19 protein-coding genes are annotated in these 26,923 nt (G+C 41.6%); 12 read left to right on the forward strand and 7 right to left on the reverse strand.

Going from position 1 to position 26,923, the window contains the following annotated elements; genetic code table 11:
* Window positions 1–60: 60 nt before the first annotated feature.
* The 4 genes from ACYIAR_RS12655 to ACYIAR_RS12670 form a co-directional block, all read right to left on the reverse strand.
* Window positions 61–2,394: a glycoside hydrolase family 3 N-terminal domain-containing protein gene (locus ACYIAR_RS12655; protein WP_480333649.1), complete on the reverse strand. Its 2,334-nt coding sequence runs from the start codon at window positions 2,392–2,394 to the stop codon at window positions 61–63.
* A 939-nt stretch (window positions 2,395–3,333) separates the two neighbouring features.
* On the reverse strand, window positions 3,334–3,636 hold the full coding sequence (locus ACYIAR_RS12660; protein ID WP_480329916.1) for a hypothetical protein: 303 nt from the start codon (window positions 3,634–3,636) through the stop codon (window positions 3,334–3,336).
* A gap of 77 nt (window positions 3,637–3,713) precedes the next feature.
* Window positions 3,714–4,025 carry a helix-turn-helix domain-containing protein gene (locus tag ACYIAR_RS12665; RefSeq protein WP_480329918.1) on the reverse strand — a complete coding sequence of 104 codons (312 nt, stop codon included), beginning with the start codon at window positions 4,023–4,025 and terminating at the stop codon, window positions 3,714–3,716.
* A gap of 30 nt (window positions 4,026–4,055) precedes the next feature.
* Window positions 4,056–4,370 (reverse strand): helix-turn-helix domain-containing protein, encoded by a 315-nt coding sequence (locus tag ACYIAR_RS12670; protein WP_272203532.1) that lies wholly within the window; start codon window positions 4,368–4,370, stop codon window positions 4,056–4,058.
* Between the two features lie 746 nt (window positions 4,371–5,116).
* Between ACYIAR_RS12670 and ACYIAR_RS12675 the strand changes: the two genes are divergently transcribed.
* The 10 genes from ACYIAR_RS12675 to ACYIAR_RS12720 all read left to right on the forward strand — a co-directional run bounded on the left by ACYIAR_RS12675 (window position 5,117) and on the right by ACYIAR_RS12720 (window position 17,500).
* Window positions 5,117–5,629, forward strand: a complete 513-nt coding sequence (locus tag ACYIAR_RS12675) for a DUF3408 domain-containing protein (protein ID WP_009037326.1) — start codon at window positions 5,117–5,119, stop codon at window positions 5,627–5,629.
* A 289-nt stretch (window positions 5,630–5,918) separates the two neighbouring features.
* Entirely contained in the window at window positions 5,919–6,302 is a 384-nt protein-coding gene (locus tag ACYIAR_RS12680; protein WP_009037325.1) for a plasmid mobilization protein, read from the forward strand.
* A complete protein-coding gene (locus ACYIAR_RS12685) occupies window positions 6,299–7,243 on the forward strand; it encodes a relaxase/mobilization nuclease domain-containing protein (RefSeq protein WP_480329921.1) in 945 nt (314 codons plus the stop codon). Before ACYIAR_RS12680 ends, ACYIAR_RS12685 begins: the two co-directional genes overlap by 4 nt.
* A gap of 34 nt (window positions 7,244–7,277) precedes the next feature.
* Window positions 7,278–8,090 (forward strand): hypothetical protein, encoded by an 813-nt coding sequence (locus ACYIAR_RS12690; RefSeq protein WP_050756847.1) that lies wholly within the window; start codon window positions 7,278–7,280, stop codon window positions 8,088–8,090.
* A gap of 7 nt (window positions 8,091–8,097) precedes the next feature.
* Window positions 8,098–9,306 (forward strand): site-specific integrase, encoded by a 1,209-nt coding sequence (locus tag ACYIAR_RS12695; protein ID WP_009037322.1) that lies wholly within the window; start codon window positions 8,098–8,100, stop codon window positions 9,304–9,306.
* A gap of 326 nt (window positions 9,307–9,632) precedes the next feature.
* Entirely contained in the window at window positions 9,633–11,186 is a 1,554-nt protein-coding gene (locus ACYIAR_RS12700) for a hypothetical protein (RefSeq protein WP_480329924.1), read from the forward strand.
* Window positions 11,187–11,496: 310 nt separating this feature from the next.
* Window positions 11,497–12,765, forward strand: a complete 1,269-nt coding sequence (locus ACYIAR_RS12705) for a DUF3575 domain-containing protein (RefSeq protein ID WP_480329926.1) — start codon at window positions 11,497–11,499, stop codon at window positions 12,763–12,765.
* Window positions 12,762–13,823 (forward strand): DUF6562 domain-containing protein, encoded by a 1,062-nt coding sequence (locus tag ACYIAR_RS12710; RefSeq protein ID WP_480329928.1) that lies wholly within the window; start codon window positions 12,762–12,764, stop codon window positions 13,821–13,823. The genes ACYIAR_RS12705 and ACYIAR_RS12710 overlap by 4 nt, the downstream gene beginning before the upstream one ends.
* A 12-nt stretch (window positions 13,824–13,835) precedes the next feature.
* The gene (locus tag ACYIAR_RS12715; protein WP_480329930.1) at window positions 13,836–14,696 is read left to right on the forward strand and encodes a hypothetical protein; all 861 of its coding nucleotides are present in this window, start codon (window positions 13,836–13,838) and stop codon (window positions 14,694–14,696) included.
* Window positions 14,697–14,959: 263 nt separating this feature from the next.
* On the forward strand, window positions 14,960–17,500 hold the full coding sequence (locus ACYIAR_RS12720; RefSeq protein ID WP_480329932.1) for a DUF6562 domain-containing protein: 2,541 nt from the start codon (window positions 14,960–14,962) through the stop codon (window positions 17,498–17,500).
* Window positions 17,501–17,648: 148 nt separating this feature from the next.
* Here the strand turns inward: ACYIAR_RS12720 and ACYIAR_RS12725 are convergent, their stop codons facing one another.
* Both ACYIAR_RS12725 and ACYIAR_RS12730 read right to left on the reverse strand, forming a co-directional pair.
* On the reverse strand, window positions 17,649–18,032 hold the full coding sequence (locus tag ACYIAR_RS12725; RefSeq protein WP_480329934.1) for a virulence RhuM family protein: 384 nt from the start codon (window positions 18,030–18,032) through the stop codon (window positions 17,649–17,651).
* Between the two features lie 2 nt (window positions 18,033–18,034).
* On the reverse strand, window positions 18,035–19,261 hold the full coding sequence (locus ACYIAR_RS12730) for a site-specific integrase (RefSeq protein WP_480333651.1): 1,227 nt from the start codon (window positions 19,259–19,261) through the stop codon (window positions 18,035–18,037).
* Between the two features lie 293 nt (window positions 19,262–19,554).
* On the opposite strand from ACYIAR_RS12730, the gene ACYIAR_RS12735 reads away from it, so the two are divergent.
* Together ACYIAR_RS12735 and ACYIAR_RS12740 are read left to right on the forward strand one after the other, a co-directional pair.
* Window positions 19,555–20,724 (forward strand): efflux RND transporter periplasmic adaptor subunit, encoded by a 1,170-nt coding sequence (locus tag ACYIAR_RS12735; RefSeq protein WP_480329936.1) that lies wholly within the window; start codon window positions 19,555–19,557, stop codon window positions 20,722–20,724.
* A complete protein-coding gene (locus tag ACYIAR_RS12740; protein ID WP_480329938.1) occupies window positions 20,721–25,316 on the forward strand; it encodes a multidrug efflux RND transporter permease subunit in 4,596 nt (1,531 codons plus the stop codon). Before ACYIAR_RS12735 ends, ACYIAR_RS12740 begins: the two co-directional genes overlap by 4 nt.
* A 106-nt stretch (window positions 25,317–25,422) precedes the next feature.
* Here the strand turns inward: ACYIAR_RS12740 and ACYIAR_RS12745 are convergent, their stop codons facing one another.
* The gene (locus tag ACYIAR_RS12745) at window positions 25,423–26,856 is read right to left on the reverse strand and encodes a CCA tRNA nucleotidyltransferase (protein WP_480329940.1); all 1,434 of its coding nucleotides are present in this window, start codon (window positions 26,854–26,856) and stop codon (window positions 25,423–25,425) included.
* Between the last annotated feature and the right edge of the window lie 67 nt (window positions 26,857–26,923).

The following is a 26,923-nucleotide window of genomic DNA, read 5'->3' on the forward strand; positions in this document are numbered from 1 at the left end:
TCTGCGTCAAATCTCTGTATTTTAATGCAAACTTCAAGAACGAAGAGGAACTTTTACTAATTAAAGAGTAATAGTCTCTTTAAGAGGCAAAGATTCTGAAGAATTACCTGCCATAATAACAAAATCTCCAGGTTCCAATTTCCATTTGCCTTCGCCCTGATATATTTCAAGTTCTTTTTTATCAATGAATAGTTCGACGTCTTTTGTTTCGCCAGCTTTGATATTCACACGTTTGAAGGCTTTAAGTTGCTTCACAGGAGTGCTGTGTGATGCAACAACATCTTTTACATAAACCTGTACAACTTCGTCACCATCAACTTTTCCTGTGTTTTTTACTGATACGCGAACTTTGATATTTGTTTCGCTAGGAATAACTTCCATTTTATCATAAGCAAAAGTTGTATAACTCAAACCATAACCAAACGGATATAGAGGTTTTGCATCACCTTCGATATAATCACGTCGGTTAGCGCCACGCTTAGGGTTGTAGAATACTGGAAGCTGACCAACATTCTTAGGAACTGAAATAGCTAATCTTCCTGCAGGATTATAGTCTCCAAACAGAACATCAGCGATTGCATTTCCTCCTTCTTCACCCGGATACCATGCATCAAGTATAGCATCAGCTTTTTCCTCACATTCATTGATTGCAAGAGGTCTTCCTTTAATAAGAACAACAACCAAAGGTTTACCAGTTGATTTCATAAGTTCCAACAGCTCATTTTGTCTTCCGAGAAGGTCAAGTGTGCAGCGGTCGTTACCTTCGCCGCTATCCATATCGCTCAGTTCGTTTTTGCTGGCTTTTGCAGCACCTGTCGCTTCGAATTCTGCAGAGAAATCTCTCGCACTTGAACCACCAAGAACCAGTACAATAGCATCACTTTTCTTGGCAACAGCTTCAGCTTCAGCAAAACCTTCATTTGACATATCGCGGATAGCACAACCTCTTGCGTAGTTTACTTCGGTGTTTGCTGAAACAGCTTTACGAACTCCTTCCAAAACAGTGATAACCGAACCTTCAGCCTGTGGAGCAGTGTAATCACCCAACATATTATAAGGAGTGTTTGCATTCGGACCGATAACGGCAATAGATTTTATCTCCTTGTTAAGCGGCAAAACATTGTTGTCGTTTTTCAGAAGAATAACAGACTGGCGTGCAACTTCTCTTGCCAAAGCTCTGTGTTCGTTTCTTTCGTTTTCTGTCAGATAATTTTTTGTATCCAAGATTGGATTATCAAACAGATTCATATTGAATTTCAGAGTCAGGAGCTTTCTTACTGCATCATCCAGTTTGCTCTCCTGTATTTTACCTTCTTTTACAAGTGAGGTAAGTTGACGGAAAGCCTGACCGCCTAGGTCTGATTCAACACCTGCGTTGAATGCAATTTCTGCTGCTTCTTTAAGATTTGCTGCAACTCCATGTCCTGTCATACCATCGATAGAGAACAAATCCGAAACGACAAAACCTTTGAATCCCCATTCATTTTTCAAGATGTCTGTAAGAAGTTCTTTGTTGCCAGTACAAGGAACACCGTCAATTTCGTTGTATGATGTCATTATTGACAAAAGCCCAGCTTCTACAACTTTACGGAATGGAGGGAGAATAACTTCTCTCAACTCGTTTTCTCCGATGTGGGCAGCACCTCCATTATGTCCGCCTTCGGTCCATCCGTATGCAGTGAAATGTTTTACAGTTGAAATTACCGGATAATCAGGATTGTTCTGCATACCTTCAACGACAGCTTTGCCAATTTCTCCTGCAAGGTAAGTGTCTTCCCCAAAGCCTTCTTCAACTCTCGACCATCTTGGGTCGCGAGCCAGGTCTACAACCGGACCATATCCGATATGTCCACCTTGTTTTCTCACTTCTTTAGCTTGAGCTTCTCCCAGTTGTCGCATCAAATCCGGATTCCATGTTGAAGCCTGACCAATTCCTGTTGGGAAAGCAGTTGCTCCGATAGCCATATGTCCGTGAGGGCATTCTTCAGCTAAAAGCATTGGTATTCCTAATCTGGTATTTTCAATGCAATATTTTTGTAGCATATTGCTAGCTTCAATTGCGTATTGTGGATTAAGTCCGCTTTTCAGTGTCTTTTGAGTCCAAGGGTCGGCACGCATAAATCCCCAAAGGCTACCTGTGCCATGTTCCACAACAACCTTATGAGCATCCTCTGTAAGTTTAATATTCTTACCATTCCTTTCATATAAAGGCCATCCGAATTCGTTGAGTAGCTGACCAACTTTTTCTTCGAGGGTCATTTGCTGCATCAAATCGTCAACACGTTTTTCTACAGGTTGTTTAGGATCTTCATAAATATCTTTTTTATTATTCTTGTTGAAATCTATCCATCCTTTCTGATAGATTTTTGATTTAGTTGTGGCTGCGTTAGCCATAGTTGCTACTCCAAGGATAGAGCAGGCAATGATAGATGTTAATTTCATTTTTATTGTTTAATGATTTTAGGTGTTTTAGTTTATGGCTGCAAATATACATTTTTTATTGGTCGTGACAAAAAAGTTTCTTTTAAATGCGATTTATCTTGTTGTAAAATACAATTTTGTGAAATTGTTTATATGACAATAAGTGGGGATGAAAAAATAAGAAAGGAGATAATATTTGTATTTATAAAACATATCTTCAATATTAGTATTTCAAGCTTTTTCCCTCTGATGAAAAAAATTTTTCATTAGGGTGAAAATATTTTTCCACCCGGATGAAATTTTATTTTCATCCGGATGAAAAAGAAGTTTCATTCTTAATTTATTGAAAACAGATGTACTTAATTTTTGTAAACTGTTTATTGGGCTTGCGAAACTTCAATAAAGTTATATAAAAGAATGCAATGAAGGAGAAAGTATTAATAGTTATGTGGAGGCTTTTGTGTAATTTTGCATTATAATCATAGTAGTTCTACATAATTGTGGATTTTTTACTCATAGTGATAAATTCATAAGTTGAAGAGAAAAATAATGTATTGGTCGTAAATGTGTTGAAAATAAAAGTTTTGCTTCTTGCTTTGGCTGTTGCAAGATTTTTTTGGTACAATATTTTCAATACATAATTTTATAAGAAAGGGACATTGAAAATGTTCCGGTAGCACTAAAAATAATTGCTATATTTGGAATAATCTCATAATCCGCTAAGAATAAAAAGTTTATGCGGAAAGTTCAAGAACGAGGTAATGAGTTGGCAACTGTTCTGATTTCTACATACTTGCATGATTTGCATTGATGTACAACTCATCTTGGAACAAAGGTACAACTTTTTTATGAACGAGCAAAAGGACGGTGCACTTTTCATTATTGCAGGATAAAATTTGATTTGGTCTATCATCAATCTGCGATATATGAGTTTTCCGATTCCGTCAGTCGCCCCTTTCCTTTGCTCGTCTGCGAAGGTAGTACATCAGCCCTTGAAAGTTGAAAGGTCGGGCGGCAAGCCGTTTCGGTCAGAATCTTCCTCCTACGGAGAGTATTCACCCCGAAAACCTTTCCCCTTTCAATGTCTGTACTCAAAAATGCAGACGGCAACGGAAATGAGCGACTGACGAAAATGTAGATAAAGATAAACAGACAGCATACAAAAGGATTCTTACATTGATAACCCATTTGTATGCTGTTCTTGTCTCTATCCATAAGGGCACTGTTATTTTGCAACAGATGAATATAGGGCAAGCGGTAAATTTCACTCCCTCCAAAAATATAGAAGGGATTTATCCGCTGCTATTAAGTAGGTGCTTGCCGTTGTACTCCCGTTTCAATGCCTGCTCAATCTCACTTCGCTTGTATAGAACTTTGCCACCGAGAACATAGTAAGGCAATGTCCCATTGCTTCGGTATTCGCTCAATGTTCTTCGGCTCACTTTAAGCATATACGCCACCTCCTTGTCGCATAGGTACTCATCATCGTTCTGTAAGGCTGTCCCGTCCTTTGGCATACTATCAATAATCTCCGATAGTTGGTCGATACTCTCGTGAATGGACTGCATCCACGCATCATCTTTGGTTTTCATCTCTTGATACATAGTTCAAATGGTTTTATTGTTATACATCGATTAGATTTCTCGTCCCTTCCATCTGGCTTCTTTTCGTCTGTCCTCGACCTTTGTTACAATGCTCTCTACATCTTCGGGCAGGTAGTATGTGCGGTTGCCGATTTTGGTGTAGGCAAGCGTTCCGTTATCACGCAAGGTCTGCAATGTACGCTTGCTTATCTTCAATCGCTGACAAACATCATGATGGTCGAGCCAATTGTTTGTCTTTTTCTTCCCGTTCTTGACAATGGGTGAGTTTGATACTCGCAGAATGAACTGCTCAATCTTCGTGGCAAATTCCTCGAATGCCTTTCGCTCAAAAATGATTAAATCCATACGCTTTATTTTAATTTATTACACTTGTTTTCTTGTTTCGCACTGCTAAATAAGGAAGAGATTTTTATACTTCAATGGCACTAACAACAGGTGTCATTCCTTGTCATATCGTTTCATCACAGACACGATATTCAGCCATTGAAATAGGCTCTGTTCTCATACGCAGTTCCGTTTTCTGATGGCAAAGAAATAGATAAGTTATCACACCTCAATCATACGGTGAGCCTGTTGCAGTATGTGGCACAGTTCGTGGCACTTTTAGATGTATATGATGATACATTTTTAAGCATACATCACATTGTAACCAATATTATATAAGAATATCCCCAAGCGACTACCCGTCTCGGATCTTGTCCGTGGCATTGTCGTTTGTCAGACCGATGCCTATCCGTCTGACAAACTCGTGTCCCGAACAGCCGAAACGGATAGTCGTTGATTCTATGATAGCAGGATAGCGGATAGACCAACTCCCGACACTTCGGCAGTCAGTCTATCCGCTATCGTATTTAAGCCCTTAATTTCCTCAATTAAGCATTTCGTCCTAATCCATAATTACCCGTTCAACTTGGGAAGAATTATGCAGTCGGCACTGCCTACGAATCACCCCTAAATGCAATACAATTCATAATTGCCTATATAGACCTAATTAGTTGTGGTAGAATTGTATGCATATTTTCTTTGCAACAGATAATCGGTCAAAATTGTGCACAAAGACCATAGTATTAACTTTCAAAACCATTCAAAAAATGAGTAAAAAACAGACTTTAAGTAAAACAGAGTTGCAGGAAATGACAGGTTTGGATTTTTCCGAGCAGAACTCACAAGTAGAAGAGAGTCGAAAGAAGAGTATTGATGCCGCATTGGAGGATTTCTCTATTGAGAACATCAAGCCACTTCCTCTACCATCAGTAGCGGAGCAAGCACAAACGGAAGCAGTGCCTTCCGTTACAGAGGAAACTGATGAAGTTCTTCCTACCAATGTAGTAGAGCAACAGCCATCGGCTCCGACCATCCAACGCAGAGTGAGCAGCAAGCAACGCAAGCTCTCGTTGGAGGAGTATCGCAACACCTTTATGCGACCTTACAAGATTGAAGACCGAAAGCCGGTATTCATCAGTGGCAAGTTGCGAAAGACGCTCGATAAGTTCGCCTGCAAAATCGGTGAGGATAGAATGAGTATGTCGGGACTGTTGGAGAACATCGTCCGTCATCACATCGAACTCTATTCAGAAGATTTCGAGCATTGGAAAGGGATGTAATGCCTCAATGCCTACCTTACCGCCCAACGGCAGTTCGGACGGACTGCATTACGGCAACTAAATCAGAAAAAGCACTCCCAGCAATCGAAAACCGTCAATGACGGTGGAAGCAGCAAGACCTCAGTCTTGGGGTGTAGCGAGGTTATCTTTCGGGATGCCGAAAAATGTCGGACGAGCCGCCATTGCACCCGAAAAACCTCGCTCCACTCCCAAGTGGAGGCAATCCGCTCCCGATGGTCGCAGATTGTGAAAAGCAGAATTGAAAATCAATAACCAAGTAAAAATCGCAATGATGAATAATAAGAAAACACAGAAATCCAAGCCCAGAGGCAGACCACAGGTAAGCACTCTGAAACGCCTCACAAAATCGGTAACGGTGAAGTTCTCAAAGCCCGACTATGAGAAGCTACGCCATCGTAGCAAGAACGCCAATCGCACACTTGCCGAGTACATTCGAGATGCTGCTTTTGAAGCACGCATAGTAGTCAAACATTCGGCTGAGGATGCAGCCATAATCCGCAACCTTACGGGTATGGCAAACAATCTCAATCAGCTAACAAAGCTGTCGCATCAGACGGGATTCTATCGCACAAAGAATATAGTGATGGAACTGCTTGCCAAGTTGAAGGAGGTATTAAGCGACTACAAAGCCGAAGAAAGGAGGTGCAGATGATAGGCAAAATCAAGAAGGGAAAATCCTTTGGTGGATGCATACGCTATGTGATGGGAAAGGATGATGCTGAAATCATTGCATCGGACGATGTATTGCTCGGAACAAACAAGGAGATGATTGATAGTTTCAACTGTCAATGCCTCTTAAATCCGAAGATTAAGCAACTGTTAGGACATATTGCACTGAGCTTTAAGCCCGAAGATGCACCACGATTAAACGATGAGTTTATGGCTAAAATCGCATTGGAGTATATGGAATTGATGGGCATTAAGAATACCCAATTCATCTTGGTAAGGCATCATAACACCGACAATCCGCATTGTCATTTGGTATATAATCGCATAAACTACGATGGCAAAGTAATCTCCTCACAGAACGATTTTAAGCGTAATGAGATTGCCACGAAGAAACTAAAAGACAAGTACGGATTGACCTACGCAGAGGATAAGAGCAAGACCAATGTGCCGAAACTCCACGATCCTGAACGGGTGAAGTATGAGATTCATAATGCTGTTAAGGCTGCTTTGAAACGAAGCCGTACTTGGGGAGAGTTCAATGAGGAGTTGAAACGCAGAGGTATTCTCTTGGAGTTTGTATTTAGGCGAAAAGGTACTCGTGCTTTTGAGGATGTTCAAGGCATACGATTCCAAAAAGATGGTCTAACATTTAAGGCTTCTCAAATCAGCCGTCAGTTCTCTTTTGAGAAATTAAGAGCGCAATTGATATGGGATAAGCCACAAGCACAGACAGAGATTGAGCCTAAACAGAAACCGATAAGGCAAGAAATAGTGCAAAATTACAGCGTTACTGATAGTCTTATTGAAAGCAATGGATTGGGCTTGCTGAATATTCCAGATGCACCATCAGAAGATGAACAACCACCTTCTTGGCAGAAGCAAAAGAAAAAGGAGCGAAAGAAGAATCAAAGAATAAGATTCTAAGCAAACAAATTTTTCACACTTAAAACAAATTGATATGAGTAATAAAAACTTTAATAACAACGACAATGAGTCGTTTATGGAAGGCATCTACGGATGCTTGGAGAGAATCGAAACCGCAGTAATTGAATTGCAAAAGTTTCAACCGAATGAGGGTAATTCCACAGTTCCTAATGTGGACAACACCGCTTTAGTTCAGGAAATTAAGGCTCTTGTAGAAAATGCTACAGGTGCTAATTGTAAGTACACAGAACGCAAGATTCAAGAACTTACAAAGACTCTGAGTGAAAATCTCGGTGTTGTCAATGATAATGTAAAGGGTGTTTCTGGTAAGAATAAGCCCGATTTTGTAGCCATTCAAAATGAGTTTGAGAACCTTAAAAAGTTGACAGCATCACTTATACCGATGATTGAGGAGTCCAAAGTTCTCCATAGAGAGAATGACTATAATTTCAATTTAAACTTCAATTCCAAACTTGATTGGTTTATGCTTACACTCAATACTATTGTCATCGCATTCTTAGCGTCTGCATATTACTTTGAGTCGCAACGAAATAAAGATGAAGAGGATGACTCTCTCAAATATCGCTACATCAAGATGAAAGGCGATGCCTCGGCAGAGCAGATAGCCACTTTGGAGGACATCTTTGAACTCAACCGCAATACCAAAGCAATCGAGCAGATGCGTGAGGATGTAGAAACCTATGAAGAGGCTGTACGCAAACAAGCCGCCCTTGCCGAGCAAGCGAGGCTCAAGGCGCAGGCTGCCAAGGAACAAGAGAGCAAAGCCAAATCCATTAAGAACAAGCAGGATAATAGTAAGGTTAAACAAAATAAATCAAAACCCTGATTGTAATATGGCAACAGTAAAGATTAAGTTCCGACCATCAACGGTTGATGGCGGACAAGGCTCAATTTTCTATCAAGTAATCCATAATCGTGTAGCCCGTCAGCAAAAGACGGGCTACCGTCTCTACGGCTATGAGTGGAACAGTCACTCTTCGGAGGTGGTCTTACCTAAGTTCAACGAGAGCAGAAAACGCTATCTATCGGAGATTGGTGACAAAATCCGAATGGATGTCAAGCATTTCCAGAAGGTCATCGCTGATTTTGAGCATAGCGGTTGTGATTATACCGCAGATGATGTGATAGCGGAATTTGCATCGGATAACCCTGCAAATTTTCTCTTTCCATTTATGGAGGGCGTTATTTCAAATCTGAAAACATTGGGTAAGATACGCACATCGGAGACATACGCTGCGACCCTATGCAGTTTCAGACGCTTCCGAGAGGACAAAGATGTGCCCTTGGATGATATGGATTCAGATATGATGATGGCATACGAAGCATATTTGAAGAATAACGGAGTGAGTCCCAACTCTTCATCTTTCTATATGCGTAATCTCAGAGCAGTATATAATCGAGCCGTAGAAAAGGGACTTACCTCACAACGCTTTCCGTTCAAGCACGTCTATACGGGAGTGGATAAGACCGTCAAGCGAGCCGTACCATTGAAAGTTATCAAGAAAATCAAAGAGTTGGATTTTTCGATGAATCCGACATTTGACTTTGCCCGAGATATGTTCCTTATGAGTTTCTATACCCGAGGTATGTCATTCGTGGATATGGCATACCTGCGAAAAAAGGATTTGCAGGATGGTGTGCTTTCCTATCGCAGACGCAAGACGGGACAACAACTCTTCATCAAGTGGGAGAAATGTATGCAGGAGATTGTGGATAAGTACGATACTTCGCAATCCAATTACCTGTTGCCCATCATCAAGCCTTTCAACGATATTGACGAACGCAAACAATATATCTATGCAGCGCACAATATCAACCGTTGCCTGAAAATCATCGGTAAGGAGTTGGGATTATCCGTTTCGCTCACTCTGTATGTTGCCCGTCACGCTTGGGCGAGCATCGCCAAGAGTAAGAATGTCCCGCTATCGGTAATCAGTGAAGGTATGGGACACGACTCGGAAGCCACCACACGCATCTACCTTGCATCATTGGATACCGTAGCCATCGACAAGGCGAACAGTATGATATTGAAATCTCTATGAGTGAAGGAGTGTTGAGCGAACGAGAAAATCTCTTGATAAGAGAAATGATTACCGTTGCAAATTTACGAAGAATAATATAATCGGAACCAAAAAAGGAATTAAAAAAGCAGGTTGATTTTCATTTTGTTTTGCTCCACAGGTCTATTGTTGAGCAAATTCCAATGTATCAACCTGCTAATAGACTCATTCATAGAATAGACCTACAATATGAATTGCTCTTATCAAGAGAGGTTTACTCTTTTGCTTCTTTATATAGAATTAAGAACTTGTAAACCTGACGATTGCCTACCCCAATTAAGTAACCCATAAAAATTGGCAACCAAAAATTGAAAGAGCAACGAGGAATTAGACACGAAACCAGAGAAAAGTATAGCGATGCAATTACCCTCTATGTAGAGACCGGTCTTTCCATAAAACAAATATGCGAGCAGACCGGGGTCGGCTTTTCCGCGTTCAGTTCTTACCTCTCCACTCATCACCGTGACCTAATCCTCAAACGACATAATCTTACAGAATTTAAGAATGTCAAACTTAGAGGAAAGAAAGGTCAAACTACTGCCGCCCATTACAAATACAAGGATGCCATTGCCGCTTGCGACAGTATGGAGTATATTGAATACAATATATCCCAGATAGCACGTATCTTCAACGTAGATTGTTCCTCTTTGGCAAGCCAACTTCGCAGACATTACCCCGATATCGTACCACGCAGAGAACAGGAACGCAGACGGATAGGAATAACCGTCAATCTGCAATATGGAGCACGCAAGTGGAGCAAGGAAGAGTATGCTACTGCCATTGAGATGTTGCAATCATCCGATAAAACCATTGAAGAGGTTGCAGAGGCTTGTAATGTATCCTACACGGGTTTGCGAGAACACATCTTAGCCTATTACCCACAAATTACCCGTAATAGGGAGGAGAAACGTATCCGTGCAACAGGTCAAAAGGTCAGAGGTATGCGTAACGGAAATTGGACTGTCTGTGAGCCAGACCGTGAAACTCTTGAAAAATATGAGAAAGCTATAGACCTGTATCGTACAACATCGAAGGATGTAAAGGATATAGTACGTATTGTTGGGGTAACTCTCGGTGGCTTCCGCTACCACTTGAGAACTTGGCATCCCGAGCTGATGGTTCTTAGACGTGGCTTTGACGAAGGTATGGCATTGGAGCAAACCAAACGTTATAAAAAATCTTCTGCTGAGAAATATGCCAATGCAATCGAAAGATTACAGAATACCGATTTGCCAACGGCAAAGGTCGCAGCGGAATTTGGACTGAATCCCGAAACATTCAGGATGTATCTCAGGGAGCATCATCCCGAATTGGTTACAGCCCGTGGAATGATAAGGACATCTGACGGTAAGGTCGTTTCCAATCGTAGTGCAGAAAAGTATGCGGAGGCGCTACGCATCTATGCAACCACTTCCGAGTCCTTGAAATCCATTGCCAAACGGTTGGGACTTACCTATAATAGTGTAGGCGGTTTTATACGCCGTAACTATCCCGAAGCCATCGAAAAGCATAATTCGTTGCTTGCATCCAGTGAACAGATGTTTGCTGAAGGGATAGAAAAGTTGAAATCAGGGAACGCCACTATCCATGCCGTGATGGACGAGTGTGGCTACAATGAATATTTCAGAACTTACATAAAGAGCAAGTATCCCGAACTGCTTCATCGTAAGACGGAACGCAAGCAGATACTTAGGAAACAAAAGACGGCAGATAAATATGCGGCTGCTATCGAATGTCTGAAAAACGGCACAGATACGATGAAGGATATTGCTGAACGATTTGGACTTAACATCCATTCTTTCCGTAAATATCTCTATAAATATACTCCTGAAATTATAAAGTCAAGACACAATAAGCCGTAAGAGCCAAAAGAATAGGGCTGATGTTGAAGGTGCAGAGCAGAATAGATTGTTGAGCGAATGAAAGGTCTCTTTGGAAGAGAGAACTTATCTCTTTGGAAGAGAAATGATTACCGATGCAAAATTACACATTTTTCGGCAAATAGCACCAATTTACACTAAAAAATGTTATGCTCGATTCAGATTTTGTTTAGTGGCAATGTGGATTGTTGAGCAAATTATGTCGTGACTGTTCAAATAACCTACTCGTAATCAATAGCAGTATGTCGCATAAATCACTCTTCCAAAGAGAAGAGACCTATTATTCTGATTTATGCGCATTAAGAAATATTGTATAACACTGATTCTCTTGCTGTTTGGTGTAGGTATTGCGCATTCGCAAGAGAGACACACGGAAATCTGTATTGACTTCCGTGTGAACAGTACTGTCATAGACTCCGCCTATTCGGACAATGCCGCCCGTATGCAGGAGATGTTGGAGTTCCTACGAACTATACGCCAAGACAGTACAATCAACATCATTGAAGTATCCTTCTGCGGAGCAGCTTCTCCCGAAGGCAGTTATCAACTCAACCGCAAGTTGGCACAAGGTCGTCTCTCGGCACTTGAAAAGTTCATCCGCAGTGAGGTGGATATTCCCGACAGCCTTATTACCTATAATGACAGCTATATCCCGTGGGATTATCTCAAATCGCAGATTGAGGATTCGGGACTTATCCGTAAGGATGAAGTAATTGCCATCTTGGAGGAAGAAGCCCGATTGGTGGACTATCATCACCCGAATACGCATATCGACAACCGTGTCGTAAAATTGAGAGCATTGGACGGTGGCAAGGTATGGCAGCAGATGAACAAGCTTTTCTTCGAACAGATGCGAAATGCGTGTGCGGTATTCGTAACCTACAAGAAAGAGTTGCCACCCATACAAGTGCCTGTAATCGTACCTGATACCATTACGATAGAGCCAATAGTTGAAGTTGTGGAAATTGTACCCGACACAACGGCTATTGTAGAAACGGTTATTCCCGAAGTGGAGGGATGGAGCCGCAAACTCCATTTGAAGACCAATGCAATAGGCTTGGGAATGGGCATTGCCAATGTCGCAGCGGAAATCGACTTGGCAAAGCATTGGTCGTTTACGCTCCCTGTCTATTACTCTGCTTGGGACTACTTCAAATCAACCATCAAGTTCCGCATCTTCGCCGTACAGCCTGAGTTCCGCTATTGGCTGTCGGAAGAGAATGACGGATTCTTCGCAGGAGCACACTTCGGACTGGCTTATTACAATTTCGCCTTTGACGGTGATTACCGCTATCAGGACCACAATCGTGAAACACCCTCCATCGGTGGTGGTTTAAGTGTAGGCTATCGCTTGCCTATCAGCAGGAACAACCGTTGGAGGGTGGAGTTCTCACTCGGAGCAGGAGTATATTCAAATCACTACGACAAGTTCCACAATACTCCACGCACAAAAGACGGTCTGATGATAGAGAGCATCAAGAAGACCTATTGGGGTATCGACCAAGCAGCGGTATCGTTCTCCTATTCGTTTGACTTAAAGAAGAAAGGAGGCAAGCGATGAGAAAGATTCTATACCTTATTGTATGCTTGCCGATATTGCTTCTTTCGGCTTGTGATGTTCACGAATGGCCTGAAACACCGGAGTTTGTAAAAATGCATCTTCGCCTCAATTATGAAACAGATATGACCGAATGGGAACATCTGTATGATGGGACATCGGTCATTGAGCAGGGATATGGCGAGACATACGACAATCATCGTGATTATGGCAAAATACGTTACATTGTCCGCACCTATCCCGTGTCGGAGAAAATGCGTACCACATCGGACTACACACAGGAGTTCGTATTCACGAAAGATATATCAGAGGGTTATGACCACGAAGTCACGCTCGACCTCTTGCCCGGCAACTACAATGTGATGGTATGGTCGGACTTGGTGCAGACAAGCGGTGACAGCCATTTCCACAATGCAGACAACTTTGCGGAAATCAGACTGCAAGGCGACCACAAGGGTAATAATGACTATCGGGATGCCTTCCGAGGCTCAAACAACATTTCCCTTGTAGCGGATATTATGGAGCATTTGCCCGATACATTGGATATTGCGATGCAGCGTCCTCTTGCCAAATTTGAGTTCGTAACAAACGATGTGGTGGAGTTTATAGACAAGGAATCTGTACGTGTCGCTTCGAAAGCCAACGGAAACAAGGCTGCATCAACAGATGATACCCAGACAAGAGCCGTAAACATCGAGGATTACAAGGTGGTGTTCTACTATGTAGGATTTATGCCCGATACTTACAGTATGAATACCGACAAGCCTGTGGACTCCTCTACGGGAGTGATGTTTGAATCCACATTGAGAAAGCTCTCCGAATCGGAGGCAACGATGGGATTTGACTATGTGTTTGTGAACGGCAAGAAGTCGGCTGTAACCGTGCAGATAGGTATCTATGACAATGAGGGTACACAACTCTCCTTGACCGAGCCGATAGAGGTACCGCTCAAACGTAGCCACCATACCATAATGACAGGTATGTTCCTTATGTCGGAGGCTTCGGGAGGTGTAACCATCAATCCCGACTTTGACGGAGACCATAACCTTATTTTCCCATAACAGATAGACATAATGAAGAATCTACTACATAACATACAGATATTGGCGATGCTTGCCTTGACTATGATAGGCATACAATCCTGTTCGGATGAATTGCACGATGTGGGCGATGTTCAGGTGAGTTTCACAGCCACACTTCCAACTGACACCCGTACCCGTTCATTCGGTAAAGCGGAACAGGTAAATACCCTTGTGGTCGGCATATTCAAAAAGGGTGTTGCCGATGTGCATAACAACAGCGGAGGCAGTTGGAACTATTATGAAATAGACCGCCAATCGTTCCCGATAAACGATACTTCGATAGATGTGCAGCTAACATTGGCTCAGGAGCAGACATACAGTTTTGTCTTTTGGGCGTATGATGGCAATCAGAATATCTACAATATAGATGATCTGACCGCCATTGAAATGAATACTCTGCCCAATCCGATTACATTCTCTGAGGCAGAAGCCGCAGACGCATTTTTCGCCACAATGGAAGATATTACCATTACAGGGGATTGTAGTTATCCCGTTGAACTTGTCCGTCCATTGGCTCAAATCAATGTAGGTACTACAGGGACACCGATGCAAGCTACATTTACTGCAAGTGGTGCTCCCAAGACATTCCACCCATTCACCAATACCGTAAGTGGAGCAGCTGAATTTACTTGGAATATCAACGAGACCACAACTGAGACATTCTCGGCTGATGGTACGGAATATAACTACCTCGCTATGGGCTATGTATTTGCTCCGACCACAGCCACAAATATTTCTGCCAAATTGACTTTGACTGATGGCAATAACAGCAAAATGGTGGAATTTCCACAGGTAGAGATAGAGGCAAACCAAAGAAGCAACATTGCAGGAAATTTCACACCAACAGAATAAGAGATTTTCAATATAAGTATAACCCTAATAACGAGTTAAAAGCCGAACATAAAAGAACAAACAAGCTAACACCGCAAAGGTGAGGAACAGTTCCGAGACCTTTACCCTGCATCAGCAGGAAACAACAGATTGATGATAATACTCGGTTCTGCCTATGCAGAACAGCCCTCGACAATGGGTGCGACATCCACAAGGGATGTGGCAAACATTAAGAAACAAGAAAATCAAAATAACTATTTGTATAACAATTAAATTTTTCAAAGATGAACAAGAAATTATTCTTAGGTATGTTCGCAGCAGCTGGTATGTTGCTCGCAACATCGTGTTCGAATGACGAACTGGATGTAGTTCAGTCAGGAAATGAGGCTCAGGTGACGTTCTCGCTTGGCCTTGAAGGTGGTATTGCTACCCGTGCTGCCATCAGTGATGGTACAGGTGCGAAGAAGTTGGTTTATGCAGTTTACAAACTCAATGCAGATGGAACTCCTGTTTTGCAGAATGTTGTAGGCTCTAATAACGAAGGTCAGTTTGTAGATACAGAAGCATTTGACGGTGGACTTACAGAAACTGTATCTGTAACTCTTGCTAAAGGTCAGACCTATCAAGTTGCTTTCTGGGCACAGAATCCAAATTGTAATGCATATACAACAACAGACTTAACAAATGTTGAAGTCAGCTATAATCAAGCAACAAACAACAATGATGTTCGTGATGCATTCTTTAAAACAGTTGAATTTACAGTAAGTGGTAATCAGACTATTGATGTAGAATTGAAGCGTCCTTTTGCTCAAATTAATGTTGGTGTTTACAAGACCGACTGGGAAGCTGCCGTTAAATCAGGTATAGAAATTGAAAAATCTTCAGTTGTTATCAAGGATGCAGCAACTTCTATCAACCTGCTTACAGGTGAAGTTGGAGATGAGACAACTGATGTGGAAGTTTCATATTTGTCAAACACAATCCCTAATGAAGATTTGAAGGTTGATTTGAATGGAGATAAGGATTATGATGATGAAAATGAAAAATATAAATGGCTTTCTATGAGTTATATCTTAGTTGCAGACCGTAATGCTGATAGCGGAAACGGTGTATTAGGTGATGAAAGAGACGCTTTAGAAAGTCTTCAGTACACATTCTCTCCGAAGAGTGGTAATGAAATTACTTTTGGCGATGGCTTGAATAGTGTTCCTGTACAACGTAACTGGAGAACAAATATTCTTGGTCAGATTTTGACAGGAAACATCGAGTTCAATATACGAATTAATCCTATCTTTGATGGTGACATCAACGTAGATGCTCCAACTTCGGAGGTTAAATCAGATGCCCAAGCTTTGGCTGCTGCTCTTACAGCTAATGAAGAAGATATTTTGGTTGTTTTGGGTGCAGATGTTGACCTACCTATCTCTTCTCTTGGCTCTCAGACTTCTGGTAGCGGTGAATATAAGTTGGGTGGTGCAGATACAAAGAATATCACAATTGACTTGAACGGCAAGACGCTTAACTTCACCACAAGTTATATGTCAGCAATTGGTGCCAATAATCCTGATGCTACCATCACTATCAAAAATGGTACAGTGACAAGTACTGGTAATAGTGCTACTACATGGAACATCAACGATGTGACTTTTGCCAACTGTAACTATGTTATTGAAAATGTTACTTTCAATAAAGAGGTTGCATTAACTAACGCTGGTAAGTCTGTTACTATGAACTATGTAACTATCAATGGTACAGGTGACTATTATGCACTTTGGATTTCAGCAAAAGGCCAGACTGTAAAAGTTGATAACTTGAAAATAAATACTTCTGGTCGTGGTATCAAGATTGATGAGCAGTATGTAGGTGCTCCTGCAAAGGTTACTTTGGACATCAGCAACTCTACATTTAAGACTGCCAAGAAGGCTGCTATCATGGTTAAGTCTGTTGAAGGTGCTGATATTACTGTTTCAGACATCGATATCTCTAATGTTACAGCAGACAAGGTTTTTGCGGTATGGGTTGATGAAGATGCTAAAGCTAATGCTAATAAGGTAGTTGTAAATGGAGCTCTTATGAAAGTTGAAGGTGATAATGCTGTTATCGGTGCCGCTTCAACAGAGGAATTAGCAAATGCAACTATTGGAGATAATGCTACCATCTATTTGGCAGCAGGCGACTATATAATACCATCAACTGCAAAGGGTAAAACTTTAACCATTAAGGGTACAGGAAATCCAAAGGATGTAAAGGTAGCTGTTACTAAAGTTGGTACAGGTGGTGAAAACTGCGACTATGCTTTCGATGGTTCTACAGTCACTTTCGAAAGTATTACTATTACAACAAACAGCTCAACTTATATTGGCTATGCTCGTTGTAACGGCACTTACAAGAATTGTGTAATCAATGGCACATACACACTTTATGGTGACAGCGAGTTTGAGAACTGTACTTTTAATGTGTCTGGTGATGTTTACAATATTTGGACTTGGGGAGCAAAAAATATGGAATTTGACAGATGTACATTTAACTCAGATGGTAAAGCACTCCTTCTTTACCAAGAAGGAACTAACACTGTCAATTTGACTGTGAAAAGTTGCATTTTCAACGATAATGGAGGTTTGACAAGCAAGAAAGCCGCTATTGAAATAGGTGATGCTCCATATGGCGCGACTCCAACATACAATGTAACAGTCTCTGGAACAACTGTTAATGGTTATGAGATTAATAACGAGGGTTTCAATACAGGAACTACTCTTTGGGGAAATAAAAACTCAATGCCAGCAGAAAGATTGAATGTAACAATTGATGGTGAAAATGTTTATTAAAGCAATTATTATGTTCTACACCCTTTATTCGGTTGTAGAACTATAATGAAACTCTATCATCCCTTTGATAGATATATATACATAAAACATTAGCTAAGAAGCCTTGCCGTTCGTGAGAATAGCAAGGCTTCGCCTTTGTAGCTGTAATTCAACAACTCATTTTGGGAGAGATTTGCTGTCCCATACCTTGCAATGATATAAGCAGACTAATCCCATTCTCTTTTCGCTGGCATAAACACTTCAACACTGTTTGCCTAACCTTACTTGCTTCGTATGTATTCAGCCTAAATGCAAGTGCAACGACCACTTCAAGATTATAAAATGTAGCCCAACTTGCAGGAGTGGCTAAATCGCATCGCTGGGTAGTTGCAGGGTTAAATGTTCCACTCTTGTATATCGCTCTGATAGCGGCTCGTAGTGTCGGGGCTATCACCCCGAACAAATCCACCAATTCCATTTCTGACATCCATACATTACCTCTTGGGATATTTACTCTACCGTTTTCACTGATTGTTATAATTGCTCGTTCCATAGTTACATTGCTATTGAGATTTCACTAAACGACTGATTAAGTCTGTTGCCGAACATAGTCAAATCCTTGTCAATTTTCTCGGTGGTAATCTTTGCATACTTTTGTGTCGTGGTTATGTTCGTATGCCCCAATACTCGGCTGACACTTTCAATGGGAACCCCCTTGCTGAGAGCAAGCGTAGCGAACCCATGGCGACTGCAATGGAAGGAAATATCCTTCGTAATACCGCACTCTTTTATCATCTTTTTCAGTGGTTTACAGATGTTCCAATAGTTAAGATTTGGGAATACGAGTTTGTTCTCTTGAAACCTCTCATAACGCTTGATTATCTGTAATGGAATATCAAGCAACTTCACTTGGAAATTGACCTTTGTTTTGTGTCGCGTGGATAGAATCCATTTCTCTCCGTTAATCTCTACAATATCATCGGTGGTCAGTTCCTTAATATCCACAAACGATAAGGCTGTAAAACTTGCAAACACGAACAGGTCTCGGATATAAGCCAACTTCTTATCCGCAAACTCATGTGTCATTACAGCCTTGATTTCATCTTCTGTAAGATATTGTCGCTCCTTGATGTTCTGATTTACCCGATACTGAGCGAATGGATTTCGTGGTGTCAGTCCGTTGTAATGTGCTTTTGAAACAATTGTCTTCAACCACATACAATGTGACCATACACTACCATTATGCAAACCTGCATCGGTAGAGAGATAGATTTCATACTCCTTGATAAAATCGGGAGTAAGTTCAAGCATAGAAATATCACTACGCTTGTAGCATTTCTTAATGAATGCAGCCAAATGGTTTCGTGACCTTACACGCACCTTGTAGGAACTTGCTGCACGGTCTATGTCGATACGCTTCTTGAAACTCTCGTTATCTTTATCAAATGCACCGAGCAGTGTTTCATACTCTGTTCCTATTCCTTGATAGGCATTGCGTACCATTTCGGCAGTAACATAGGCTTCTCTATCCGAGATGCGTTGATAATGCTTGATGATTTGAGCCTTGATGTTATCCAAAGCCAAATTGATGTCTCTTGATTCTTTGCTCTTGCCTTTGGCTCGATTGCCTTTGGCATCCCACATTGTTTTTGCAATGGTCAGTTTGCAACTGAATTGTGCCACCGAGCCATTGATTGTAACTCGTCCCATAATAGGGACAATACCGTTTTTCTCCTTGCTTCCGTTCACGTAGAACAGCACCTTAAATGTACTTCGCATAATCTAATTCTTTTTGGTTACAAAATTAGTTATCAGCGAGTTGTACATTGTTATGCAGAATGTGGCAGAGAATAGAAATAAACTCCAATGACCTATAAACTCACCTCGTTATCGGGTAATGATTTGAAAACCGTCCGCCCTCATTACCTTTCATTTCCTTGCACTTTTGCATCGGCGAGGCTTTCATCAAAAGTTCTCATAAGTCATTGAACACCAGTGCTGCCATCATTATTTCCCCTCATTCGTTCGATTTTTCCAGAGATAATTCATAAGTTTATATATACTAAAAGTGTAGTATGGTGAATAGACGTTTTTTCTGGCTAACATTTGGAGTATTAGCCTTTTCTATCCTATTTACAGGATGTCGGCAAAAAGAAGAGCCGCAGTTGCCAATCGTTGTAGTGGATAAACCTGCCAAAGAGGATGTTCAGATTTTCGGAGAATATGTTGGACGAATCAGAGCTTCAAGTTTTGTTGAAGTTCATGCAAGAGTGGAAGGTTATCTTGAAAAAATGATGTTTGAAGAAGGAAAGAAGGTTAAGCAAGGTGATCCTTTGTTTATTATAAGTCCTGATTTTTATAAAGCAAAAGTAGCTAAGGCTAGTGCACAGCTTAAGAAAGATCAAGTTTCAGCTGCCAAGGCTCAAAGAGACGTTGAGCGCCTTACTCCGCTTTATGAACAGCATGCTGCCAGCCAGCTCGACTTGGACAATGCTATTGCTGCAAAGGAAAATGCTGAGGCAAATATTGCTATGAGCAAGGCAGACCTTGACCAGGCTTTGCTGGAACTTAGTTATACAACAGTAACATCACCGATTTCCGGTTATGTAAGTGAACGATATGTTGATATCGGTACGCTTGTCGGACCGGGTGCTAAGTCAAAGTTGGTTTCGGTTGTGAAAAGTGATACAGTAGATGTCGACTTCAAAATGACTGCCTTGGATTATCTGCGTGCCGAAAGACGTAATATTAAATTCGGCGAACAAGACACAACTCGTTCTTGGCAGCAGACAGTTTCTGTTACTTTGGCTGATAATTCTGAATATCCGGTGAAAGGTATTGTGGACTTTGCAGACCCTCAGGTTGACCCTCAGACCGGAACATTCGGTGTACGTGCTGAATTGCCTAATCCGGACCGTAAACTTTTGCCGGGACAGTTCACACGTGTTAAATTGCTTTTGGATGTGAGAGAACGTGCGATTGTTGTTCCCCGCAAATCATTGTCAATTGAAAAAGGTGGTGCTTTTATCTATGTTATCAGACGTGATGATGTAGCAGAAAAACGTTTCGTTCAGATTGGTCCGGAAATCGGAAACAACGTAGTTATTGAAAGAGGACTTGGAGAAAATGAACGCGTAGTGATAGAAGGTTATCATAAACTGGTTCCTGGAGCAAAAGTTCATGCAGTGTTTGCTGGAGATGAAAAAGCTATCCAGGCATTAAGAGAAGAGGAGGAAAATCAATGAAACCAGGATTCTTTATAGATCGTCCGGTTTTCTCAACGGTGCTTTCTTTGTTGATTGTCATTGTTGGTATAATCGGTCTGTTCCTGTTGCCTGTGGATCAGTATCCACAGATAACGCCGCCGGTGGTTAAAATCAGTGCCACATATCCGGGAGCAAGTGCGCTTACTGTTTCCCAGGCTGTAGCAACTCCTATTGAGCAGGAGCTCAACGGAACGCCTGGTATGATATATATGCAAAGTAGTAGCTCCAACTCTGGAAGCCTTAGTGTAACTGTTACTTTCGATGTTTCGGCAGATCCGGATTTGGCTGCAGTAGAAGTTCAGAACCGTATAAAATTGGCTGAAAGCCGTCTGCCTGCCGAAGTTATACAGAATGGTATAACAGTTGAAAAGCAAGCGCCGAGCCAGTTGATGACACTGACGCTGATGTCCGACGACCCAAAGTTCGATGAAATCTATCTGAGTAACTTTGCTACAATCAACGTGCTCGACGTTATCCGCCGTATTCCTGGCGTAGGTCGTGTATCAAACATTGGTGGACGTTATTATGGTATGCAGATATGGGTATATCCGGACCGCTTGGCTAATATGGGACTTACAGTACAGGATTTGCAGAATGCATTGAAAGACCAGAACCGTGAGTCTGCTGCCGGTGAATTAGGTAAGCAGCCAGTTCTTGATGTAGATATCACATTGCCTGTAACTGCTCCTGGACGTCTTTCAACTGTTGAGGAGTTCGAAGATATTGTTGTCCGTGCTAATCCTGACGGTTCAATTGTGAGAATGCGTGATGTGGCACGAGTATCGCTCGAAGCTGCTTCATATACTACAGAAAGTGGTATCAACGGAAAGAACGCAGCCGTTTTGGGTATTTATATGCTTCCAGGCGCAAATGCTATGGATGTAGCAGAAAAGGTAAAGGCTGAAATGAAGGAAATCAGCAAGAACTTCCCGGAAGGACTTGAGTATAACTTCCCGTTTGATATGACTGAATATATTTCACAGTCAATCCACGAGGTTTACAAGACTTTATTTGAGGCTCTGTTCCTTGTAGTTCTTGTTGTGTTCTTGTCATTGCAGAATTGGCGTGCAGCATTGATCCCTACTATTGCAGTTCCTATTTCTTTGATAGGTACTTTCGGATTCATGCTCGTATTCGGATTCTCGTTGAATATGTTGACATTGCTTGGTTTGATTCTTGCAATTGGTATTGTGGTGGACGATGCTATTGTGGTTGTAGAAAATGTTGAGCGAATAATGGAAGAAGAGCATCTGACTGCGCGTCAGGCAACACACAAGGCTATGAGTGAACTTTCCGGAGCATTGATTGCAACATCAATGGTGTTGGCTGCAGTGTTTGTTCCTGTAAGTTTTCTTGGTGGAATTACCGGACAGTTGTATCGTCAGTTCTCTGTGACAATTGTTGTTTCCGTATTGTTGTCAACAGTGGTTGCGCTTACGTTGAGTCCGGCGATGTGTGCTATTATACTTCGTCCGTCGAAAGGCAAGAAGAATATAGTTTTCCGAATGATAAATTACTGGCTATTTGTCGGTAACAGACGTTATGGTGGAATATTGTCGAAAGTAATGAAATGCCCTCGCCGCGTAATTGCAGGTTTCGGAATGGTTCTTGTTGCGATATTTGTACTAAACAGAGCTTTACCTACAAGTTTTATTCCGGAAGAAGACCAGGGATATTTCTTTGTTGAGCTTGAATTACCTGAAGGCGCAACTATGGAGCGTATGCGTGAGGTGACAAATAGAGCAATAGAATTTATTGATAAGCAGCCTGCTGTCGCTTACGTACAGAATGTTACAGGTAGCAGTAGCCGTGTCGGTTCGTCTCAATCAAGAGCAACACTTACTGTTATACTTAAACCTTGGGAGGAAAGAAAGTCTTCAAATATGATGGTTGAGGATGTTATGGAAGCTACACGTAAGGAATTGTATTATTATCCTGAAGTGAAGTCTTATGTAACACGTCCGCCAGTAATCCCAGGCTTAGGTGAAAGTGGTGGTTTGGAAATGCAGCTTGAAGCTCGTGGTGAAACAAGTTGGGAAAATTTGGTGAGTGCAACAGATACATTCCTGTATTATGCATCACTGGCTCCTGAACTTGAAGGCGTTTCTTCAGCTTTACAGGCAGAGATTCCTCAGTTGTATTTTGATGTTAATCGCGACAGAGCCAAACTTTTGGGCATTCCGTTGGCTGATATATTCTCAACAATGAAGGCTTATCTTGGTTCTGTATATGTAAACGACTTCAATATGTTCAACCGTATATATAGAGTATATATCCAAGCTGAAGCTCCATATCGTGCAAACAAGGACAATATCGGTTTGTTCTTTGTAAAGACAAGTACTGGTGCGATGGTTCCGCTTACAGCACTTGGAACTACTGAATATACAACTGGTCCGGGAACAATCAAGCGTTTCAACATGTTCAACACTGCATCCATAAATGCAGTTGCAGCATCAGGATATAGTACCGGTGAAGCTATGGAAGCCATGGAAAGAATAGCAAAAGAACATTTGCCGGAAAATATAGCAGTTGAATGGAGCGGATTGTCATACCAGGAAAAGAAAGCCGGAGGTCAAACTGGATTCGTGCTGGCGTTGGTATTCCTTTTCGTATTCTTGTTCCTTGCAGCACAGTATGAAAGTTGGATTGTGCCTATTGCAGTTTTGCTTTCATTGCCTATCGCAGCTTTGGGTGCTTATTTGGGAATTTGGGCAACTGGACTTGAGAACGATATATATTTCCAGATTGGTCTGGTAACTCTTATCGGTCTTGCAGCAAAGAATGCAATTCTTATCGTTGAGTTTGCCAAGGTTCAGGTAGATGCCGGAGTTGATCCGGTGAAAGCTGCAATCCATGCTGCTCAGATGCGTTTCCGTCCGATTCTTATGACATCTCTTGCGTTTGTACTTGGTATGTTGCCTATGGTTATGGCTTCAGGTCCGGGTTCTGCATCACGTCATAGTATTGGTACAGGTGTGTTCTTTGGAATGTTGGTTGCTATTACTGTTGGTATAGTTCTTGTTCCTTTCTTCTTTGTTTTCGTATGCAATTTGCATAAGAAAATAAACTTGAAGAGCAAGCTGGAAAAAATACCATTGGATAAATTGCCGCTCGACAAGATAAAGCGCGAGAAAGACAGACTTGGAAAGCTTATAAATAAGAAATCAGCCGGAACGATGATTCTGTTTGCTTTGCTTACATTGTCAATGTCTTCTTGTAAGTTGGGCCAGAAATATTCGCGTCCAGATTTGAATCTTCCAGATAAAGTTTCTGAAGAAGTACTGTCTCAAGCTAATGACAGTACTTCTGTAGCAGATATTTCTTGGGAGGAGTTATATACAGATCCAATATTGCAGGACCTTATCCGCAAGGCATTAAATAATAATAAGGATATGCAGATTGCTGCGGCAAAGATTAAGGAAATGATTGCTGCCAAGAGAATCTCATTTGCAAATATGTTTCCTGAATTTGGCCTTCAGCTTTATGGAGAGAAAGAGGTTCTGAATTATGGTGGTAATAATCCTAAACCAGACCCTGAGTTTGGTGCAAAACTAGGTGTTACATGGGAATTGGATTTGTGGGGTAAACTCCGTTGGGCTAATGAAGCAGATATTGCCGCATATATGCAATCAGTTGAGGCGCGCAGAGCTTTGCAGTTGACTATAGTTTCAAGTGTCGCTGCCGGATATTATGAACTTTGTGCATTGGATCAGGAACTGAAAATCGTGCAGCAAACATTAGCTGCACGTCGCGAAGGTGTGAGATTGGCAAAGTTGCGTTACGAAGGTGGTCTTACTTCCGAAACTGCATATAACCAGGCTCAGGTTGAGTTGGCACGTACAGAAACCCTTGTTCCTTCATTGGAAAGAAAAATAAAGAATAAGGAAAGTGATTTGTCAATGCTTTTGGGTGAATATACATCAAGTATACCTCGAGGAGAATCTCTGAGTCATCAGGATTTACCGGATTTCCTTCCTGTAGGTTTGCCGTCAACTTTGTTGCAGCGTCGTCCGGATATGAGACAGGCTGAGCAATCTTTGAAAGCAGCTAATGCTAAAGTTGGTGTTGCATATACAAGCTTGTTCCCGAAAATTGGACTTACAGCTTATGGCGGTTTTGAAAGTGCGGAACTTTCAGATTTGATAAAGAGTCCGGCGTGGAATGTGGTTGGTAATCTTTTGCAGCCAATATTTGCGATGGGAAAGAACAAAGCACGTCTGAAAGTGGCAAAAGCTCAGTATGAACAGGAAGTAGCAAGCTATCAAAAGAGTGTTCTATCTGCCTTCAAAGAAGTGAACGATGCTATTGTTGCAGTCCGTAAAACAAAGGAAATCCGTGCTTCAAGAGCCAAGCTCGAAGCTGCAGCCCGCAATTATTTGGATTTGGCTCAGTTGCAATACATAAACGGAGTTTCAAGCTATATGGATGTGCTGGACGCACAGCGTGGTCTTTTGGATGCGCAGATTGGTTTGAATTCTGCTATTTGCGATGAGTTGCTGTCTGTAGTTTATTTGTATAAGGCTCTTGGCGGTGGTTATGATCCGAACGCTGAGTATGTTCCGGAAAAATAACTATATTGACTAGATATAAATTTACGAGTTGACAAGGTTTTAAATGTCTTTTGTTCTTTGGAACAGACATTAGAATCTTGTCAACTCGTTTCTTTTTGAAGCTTTGTCAACTTTGCTTTTGCTTCAATCCCATTTTCTCTGCTTTTTCAAGCATAAAAGCACGGGCCGCTTCATATTCATTAGGAATAACTCCATCAAGAATAGCATTCTTTATACATTCTTTCAAAACACCGACCGGGCGGGAAGGAGCGAGGCCGAATGTTTCCATAATTTCTTCGCCTGATACTGGCGGTTGGAAATTTCTCACCCTGTCTTTTTCTTCTATTTCGGCAAGTTTAGAACGAACGAGGCGGAAGTTAGCAAGGAAACGCTTCACCTTTTCCGGATTCTTACTTGTTATATCAGCCTCGCATAACAACATTAAATCATCAATGTCGTCGCCGGCGTCAAACAGAAGTCTTCGTATTGCCGAATCTGTAACTTCATCGTCAGCAAGAGCGATTGGACGCATATGCAGACTGACAAGCTTCTGAACATACTTCATCTTCTCGTTCATCGGCAATTTCATTTTCCTGAAAATACCAGGAATCATTTTTTCACCAACAAAGTTGTGATTGTGGAAAGTCCAACCCAAACGGTTGTCGAAACGCTTAGTTGCAGGTTTACCAATGTCGTGGAACACTGCGCACCATCTCAGCCAAAGATTATCCGTAGTTTTGCTTAGTCTGTCCAAAACCATCAATGTGTGTGTGAAATTATCCTTGTGGCCGATTCCTTCTTTAGTCTCAACACCTTTCAGTGCACAAAGCTCAGGGAATATAAGCTCTAGAAGTCCGCTTTTGTCGAGCAATTCGAAACCAATGGAAGGTTTTGGAGAAAGAACAATCTTGTTCAGCTCATCAACAATCCTCTCTTTAGAAATAATTTCTATTCTTTTTCTATTTCTGATTATTGCATCGAAAGTATCTGGGTCGATGAAAAATCCCAACTGAGAAGCAAACCTTACTGCGCGCATCATGCGTAAAGGATCATCGCTGAAAGTAATATCCGGATCCATTGGAGTTCTGATTGTTAGGTCTTCCATATCATCCAAACCACCAAACGGGTCAACCAGCTCGCCATATCTGTCCTTGTTCAGGCAAAGAGCAAGAGCATTTATAGTGAAATCCCTTCTGTTCTGGTCATCTTCGAGAGTTCCGTCTTCAACAACAGGCTTGCGGCTGTCGTGGCTGTATGATTCTTTTCTGGCTCCGACAAACTCCAGTTCCAGACCGCCAGCCTTTACTTGCGCTGTCCCAAAGTTTTTGAACACCGATAAGTTTGCACCTCTTCCCAATTTGCGAGCCACAGCCTTTGCCAGCTCAATACCGCTACCAACGGCAACAACATCTATATCTTTTGAATGGCGGTTTAGAAATATATCTCTTACATATCCGCCAATAACATACGCTTCAAGCCCCAATTCATCTGCCGCCTCTGAGATTATCTTGAAAGGACGTGCAGAAATATGAGACATTATTTCTTCCTGAGTAATATACATGATGAATTTTTCATTCGATAATAAGAGATGCAAAGATAGTGAAAGGTGAGCGCAGAGCAAAATATTT

It is taken from the genome of Parabacteroides sp. KHUB-01, assembly GCF_056640935.1.

What these genes read in the sequence shown, in the direction of transcription:
- ACYIAR_RS12655 (WP_480333649.1), bottom strand. Translation starts at nt 2,394, where the DNA reads ATGGCTAACGCAGCCACAACTAAATCAAAAATCTATCAGAAAGGATGG.
- ACYIAR_RS12660 (WP_480329916.1), bottom strand. Translation starts at nt 3,636, where the DNA reads ATGGATAGAGACAAGAACAGCATACAAATGGGTTATCAATGTAAGAAT.
- ACYIAR_RS12665 (WP_480329918.1), bottom strand. Translation starts at nt 4,025, where the DNA reads ATGTATCAAGAGATGAAAACCAAAGATGATGCGTGGATGCAGTCCATT.
- ACYIAR_RS12670 (WP_272203532.1), bottom strand. Translation starts at nt 4,370, where the DNA reads ATGGATTTAATCATTTTTGAGCGAAAGGCATTCGAGGAATTTGCCACG.
- ACYIAR_RS12675 (WP_009037326.1), top strand. Translation starts at nt 5,117, where the DNA reads ATGAGTAAAAAACAGACTTTAAGTAAAACAGAGTTGCAGGAAATGACA.
- ACYIAR_RS12680 (WP_009037325.1), top strand. Translation starts at nt 5,919, where the DNA reads ATGATGAATAATAAGAAAACACAGAAATCCAAGCCCAGAGGCAGACCA.
- ACYIAR_RS12685 (WP_480329921.1), top strand. Translation starts at nt 6,299, where the DNA reads ATGATAGGCAAAATCAAGAAGGGAAAATCCTTTGGTGGATGCATACGC.
- ACYIAR_RS12690 (WP_050756847.1), top strand. Translation starts at nt 7,278, where the DNA reads ATGAGTAATAAAAACTTTAATAACAACGACAATGAGTCGTTTATGGAA.
- ACYIAR_RS12695 (WP_009037322.1), top strand. Translation starts at nt 8,098, where the DNA reads ATGGCAACAGTAAAGATTAAGTTCCGACCATCAACGGTTGATGGCGGA.
- ACYIAR_RS12705 (WP_480329926.1), top strand. Translation starts at nt 11,497, where the DNA reads ATGCGCATTAAGAAATATTGTATAACACTGATTCTCTTGCTGTTTGGT.
- ACYIAR_RS12710 (WP_480329928.1), top strand. Translation starts at nt 12,762, where the DNA reads ATGAGAAAGATTCTATACCTTATTGTATGCTTGCCGATATTGCTTCTT.
- ACYIAR_RS12715 (WP_480329930.1), top strand. Translation starts at nt 13,836, where the DNA reads ATGAAGAATCTACTACATAACATACAGATATTGGCGATGCTTGCCTTG.
- ACYIAR_RS12720 (WP_480329932.1), top strand. Translation starts at nt 14,960, where the DNA reads ATGAACAAGAAATTATTCTTAGGTATGTTCGCAGCAGCTGGTATGTTG.
- ACYIAR_RS12725 (WP_480329934.1), bottom strand. Translation starts at nt 18,032, where the DNA reads ATGGAACGAGCAATTATAACAATCAGTGAAAACGGTAGAGTAAATATC.
- ACYIAR_RS12735 (WP_480329936.1), top strand. Translation starts at nt 19,555, where the DNA reads ATGGTGAATAGACGTTTTTTCTGGCTAACATTTGGAGTATTAGCCTTT.
- ACYIAR_RS12740 (WP_480329938.1), top strand. Translation starts at nt 20,721, where the DNA reads ATGAAACCAGGATTCTTTATAGATCGTCCGGTTTTCTCAACGGTGCTT.
- ACYIAR_RS12745 (WP_480329940.1), bottom strand. Translation starts at nt 26,856, where the DNA reads ATGTATATTACTCAGGAAGAAATAATGTCTCATATTTCTGCACGTCCT.